This is a genomic window from Streptomyces katrae (genome assembly GCF_000966975.1).
GTDB lineage: Bacteria > Actinomycetota > Actinomycetes > Streptomycetales > Streptomycetaceae > Streptomyces > Streptomyces katrae.
The window spans coordinates 1-3,883 of sequence record NZ_JZWV01001360.1 but is presented as its reverse complement, the minus strand read 5'-3'; the positions used below and the strand labels follow the sequence as shown (position 1 = coordinate 3,883).

The window sequence follows — 3,883 nt, the reverse complement described above, 5'->3', positions numbered from 1 at the left end:
CGGCAGGCGAGCCGTACAGCGGCCGAGCCGTGTAGCGGCCGAGCCAGGTGAGGACGGGTCGCTTCCCCCGCCGGGCCCCGATTCCGGCGGGGGAAGCGGCCTTCCGCGCCCGGTCCAGGCGTCCGCGGAACCGGCGGACTGCCTCTGGAACCAATGCGTCCACAACCCTTGACGGGCCTTCAGGGCCCTCACATACTGGCGGCCAAATCGATTTGGCCACCCTGCTCCGGCTCTTGCCCGGAGCCGGACCGCGGCCGAAACCGGAGCGAGCCGAACGGAGCTCGAACGTGTCCAGTCCCCGCACACTCCCCCACCCCGTGGACCAGTCCCGCCCGCTGAGCCGGATCCTCCTGTTCGGCGTCCAGCACGTCCTCGTCATGGCGGCGACCCCCGTCTCGGCGATCTTCCTGATGAGCGCGACCCTGCACCTCGGCCCCCGGCTCACCGTCAACCTGCTCTCGGCGGCCTTCGTGCTCTCCGGGATCGGCTCCCTGATCCAGTCGCTGGGGCCCTGGAAGTTCGGGCCCCGGCTGCCGTTCGTCATGCTGCCCGGCGGGGCCCCGCTGATCCTCTTCCTGGCCATCGCCGACGAGCACGGCGTACGCACCGCCACCGGGGCGGTGATCATCAGCGCCGCCTTCACCTTCCTCGTCCTGCCGGTCTTCTCCCGGCTGCTGAAGTACTTCCCCACCCTGGTCATCGGCACGATGATCGTCATCGTCGGGGTGAACCTGGTGAAGGTCGGCGCGCTGCTCGTCACCGGCCGCCCCGGACAGCCGGGCTTCGCCGACCCCGCGAACCTGGCCCTCGGCCTGGCCACGATCGGCTTCACCGTCGCCCTCTACTGGCTGTTCAGCGGGGTCCTGCGGCAACTCGCCGTGATGCTCGGCCTGATCGCCGGCAGCGTCCTGGCCTTCGCACTCGGACGGATCGACTTCGGCGGGGTCACCGGGGGCGGGATCCTGAGCGCCCCGCAGCTGATGCCGTTCGGCACGCCCGAGTTCCACCTGGTCGCCGCACTCCCGCTGATGCTGTACGCCCTGGCCTCCATGGCCGAGGCCACCGGACAGACCGTGATCAACGCGGAGACCGTCGGCAAGGAGATCGACGCGCGCACCGCCGTACCGCGGACCGTCCGCGGTGACGCCCTGGTGTCCGTCCTCGCCGGGTTCCTCGGGCTGCCGCTGATGGTGACCAGCGGCGAGAACATCGGCATCGTCCGGGTCACCGGGGTGCGCAGCCGGTTCGTCACCGCGGCCGCCGGCGCGGTCCTCATCGCCATCGGCTTCCTGACGCCCGTCATCCGCGCCATCAGCGTCATCCCGTCCGCCGTCGTCGGAGGCACCGCCATGGTGGTCTTCGCGGTCATCACGGTGCTCGGCGTCCAGATGCTCGGGAAGGCCGAACTGGACCGGCACTCCCACGCGTTCATCTGCGCCGTCGCCCTGGCGCTGGGCCTGCTGCCGATCCTCGTCCCCGGCGTCTACGCGGGGCTGCCCTCCGGAGCGCGGATCCTGCTCGAGAGCGGCGTGGCCGTCGGCGCGTGCACGGCCGCGGTCCTGAACGTCCTCTTCCACCATGTGCGGCCCCGCCTCGCCGCACGGACGGCCCTCGCTCCCGCCGAGGCGGCCGGCCCCGCTCCCCTGCCCCATGTGTGACCCGTACGCGAAGGACGAGATGAGCACCCTCCCGATGAGACACGAGCCCGCCGCCACCCTCCCGGATCCCCGTCGGCTGTCCGGCGGTCCCCGACTCCTGCGCCCGGCGGTCGTGATGACCCCGGAAGGGCCGGTGGAGGGGTACGCGGCCGTCGTCGACGGCGGCACCTTCCGGGCCGTCGGGCCCGCCGCCCTGCTGGAACGCGAGCACCCCGGCCTGACCCCCGTCCTGCTGCCCGGGCACGTGCTGATGCCCGGGTTCGTCGACGCCCACCACCACCTGACGCAGAGCTTCGGCGCGGCCCTGGCCTTCGGCGAGCCCTCCGAGATCTTCCGCCGCGTATGGGTCCCCCTGGAGGGGGCCCTGGACGAGGAGGCCGCCTACACCGCCGCGAAGCTGGCGGCGCTCGAGTCGCTCCGGGGCGGCTTCACCACCGTCACCGAGGCCGGTACCCGGGCCCCGGTGGACGCCGGTGTCGTGGCCGCTGCCGCCGGCGACGCGGGGATCCGCTGCGTCCTGGGGCTCGTCTGCAACGACGTCCCCGAAGCCGCCGTGCCCGGGGGGACGGACGGCGCCGCCGTCCTGGCCGCCGCCGAGCGGCACCTCGCCCGGTACGAGGGGGCGGAGCTGGTCCACCCGTCGCTGGCGGTCTCCGTCCCGGAGGCGGCCACCGCACGGACCCTGCGGGACACCGCCCGGCTCGCCGCGGAAGCCGGCGCCGTGGTCCAGATCCACGTCAACGAGCACCTCGCCGCCGTGGAGCGCTCCCTGGTCCGGCACGGCCTGCGCCCCCTGGAGTACCTGCGGGAAGTCGGCGCGCTGGGACCGCAGTTGCTCGCCGCCCACGCCACCCTGGTCACCCCCGCCGAACTGACCCTGCTCGCCGACACGGGCGCCGCGGTGAGCTACAACCCCGTCGCCAGCGCGTGGAAGGGCAACGCCGTGGCCCCGGCCACGACCATGGCCGAACGCGGGATCCGGTTCGGCCTGGGCACGGACGGCACCCGTGGCGACGCGTTCCGCCTCGTGGAGGCCGCCGAGTTCGCCCAGCGCCTCGCCTACGGCCTGGCCACCGGGGACTCCTCCTGCGGCGCGGGCTGGTCCTGGCTGGAGCGCGGCGGCCCGGGCGGCGCGGACGCCGTCGGCCTCGGGGCGCTCACCGGCCGGATCGCCGCCGGGGCGGCCGCCGACTTCCTGCTCGTCGACGTCAGCGGCCCCGAGATGCGTACCTCCCGGGACCTGCCCTGGGAGCTGGTCCGGCGCGGGAACCGCGACCAGATCACCGCGGTGTTCGTGGCCGGCCGGCTGCGGATGTGGCGGGGCCGGGCCGTCGGCTGGGACGACCGCGCGCTCCTGCAGCGGGCGGCCGAGCTGGCCGACGAGGTGGTCGCACGGGCCGCCGTGACCCGGGCGCACCCCACCTCCACGGCCGCGCGGGCCGGAAGCGCCCTCCGGTGAGCGCCACGACGGTGGCGGTCCTCGCCCTGGTCGTGGCCGCGGCCGCGTTCGTCCAGGGGACCAGCGGCCTCGGGTTCGCGCTGGTCGTCGCTCCGGTGGCCGGGCTGCTTGAACCCTCGCTGCTCCCGGTGTTCGTCCTCGCCTCGATGATCCCGCTGAACGTGTACGTGGTCTGGCGCGAACGGCACGCGCTGGACCTGCGGGGCGCGGGATGGATCTCGGCGGCGCGGCTGGCGGCGACCCCGGGCGGGCTGCTGCTGCTGTGGGCGGTGCCCGCTCAGCGGCTCGGTGTGGTCGTCGGCGTGGCGACCGTCCTGGCGGCGGCCGTGAGCCTGGCGGCGCCGGCCTTCGTGCCCGGCCGGGCCGCGTACCTGGGGGCGGGCGCCGTCACGGGGCTCACCGAGACCGCGACCGGGGTGGGCGGTCCGCCGCTGGCCCTGGTCTACCAGCACCGCCCGCCCGCGGAGCTGCGGTCCACGGTCGCCCTGTGCTTCCTGGTCGGCGAGGTCGTCTCGCTCGCCCTGCTGCTCGCGGCCGGCCGGGGCACGCCCGCGCAACTGGGGTGGGCGGTGGCCCTGTTGCCCGCCCTGGCCGCCGGGGCGTGGCTGAGCCGGCTGGCGCACCACCGGATCGACGCGGCCCGGATGCGCCCCCTGGTCCTGGGCTTCGCGCTCGTGTCCGGCGCCGTGCTCATCCTGGCTCCGTGACGCGCAGCGACGAGGCGCGGGCGATCACCCGGGGCTCGGGCGCCGGCGCCGGTCCTCCG

General features: G+C 75.0%; 3 protein-coding genes. All 3 read left to right on the top strand.

The genetic code is table 11. The features are described 5' to 3' along the window. The first annotated feature begins 317 nt into the window (after positions 1-317). From VR44_RS37240 to VR44_RS37230, 3 genes are read left to right on the top strand one after another with little or no spacing between them, the layout of a single operon-like run. Positions 318-1,658, top strand: coding sequence for a uracil-xanthine permease family protein (locus VR44_RS37240; protein ID WP_094192164.1), 1,341 nt, complete (start codon positions 318-320; stop codon positions 1,656-1,658). A gap of 34 nt (positions 1,659-1,692) precedes the next feature. Beyond that, positions 1,693-3,117 carry an amidohydrolase family protein gene (locus VR44_RS37235; protein ID WP_045952101.1) on the top strand — a complete coding sequence of 475 codons (1,425 nt, stop codon included), beginning with the start codon at positions 1,693-1,695 and terminating at the stop codon, positions 3,115-3,117. After that, the gene (locus tag VR44_RS37230) at positions 3,114-3,824 is read left to right on the top strand and encodes a sulfite exporter TauE/SafE family protein (protein WP_045952099.1); all 711 of its coding nucleotides are present in this window, start codon (positions 3,114-3,116) and stop codon (positions 3,822-3,824) included. The genes VR44_RS37235 and VR44_RS37230 overlap by 4 nt, the downstream gene beginning before the upstream one ends. Positions 3,825-3,883: the final 59 nt, after the last annotated feature.

What these genes read in the sequence shown, in the direction of transcription:
- VR44_RS37235 (WP_045952101.1), top strand. Translation starts at nt 1,693, where the DNA reads ATGAGACACGAGCCCGCCGCCACCCTCCCGGATCCCCGTCGGCTGTCC.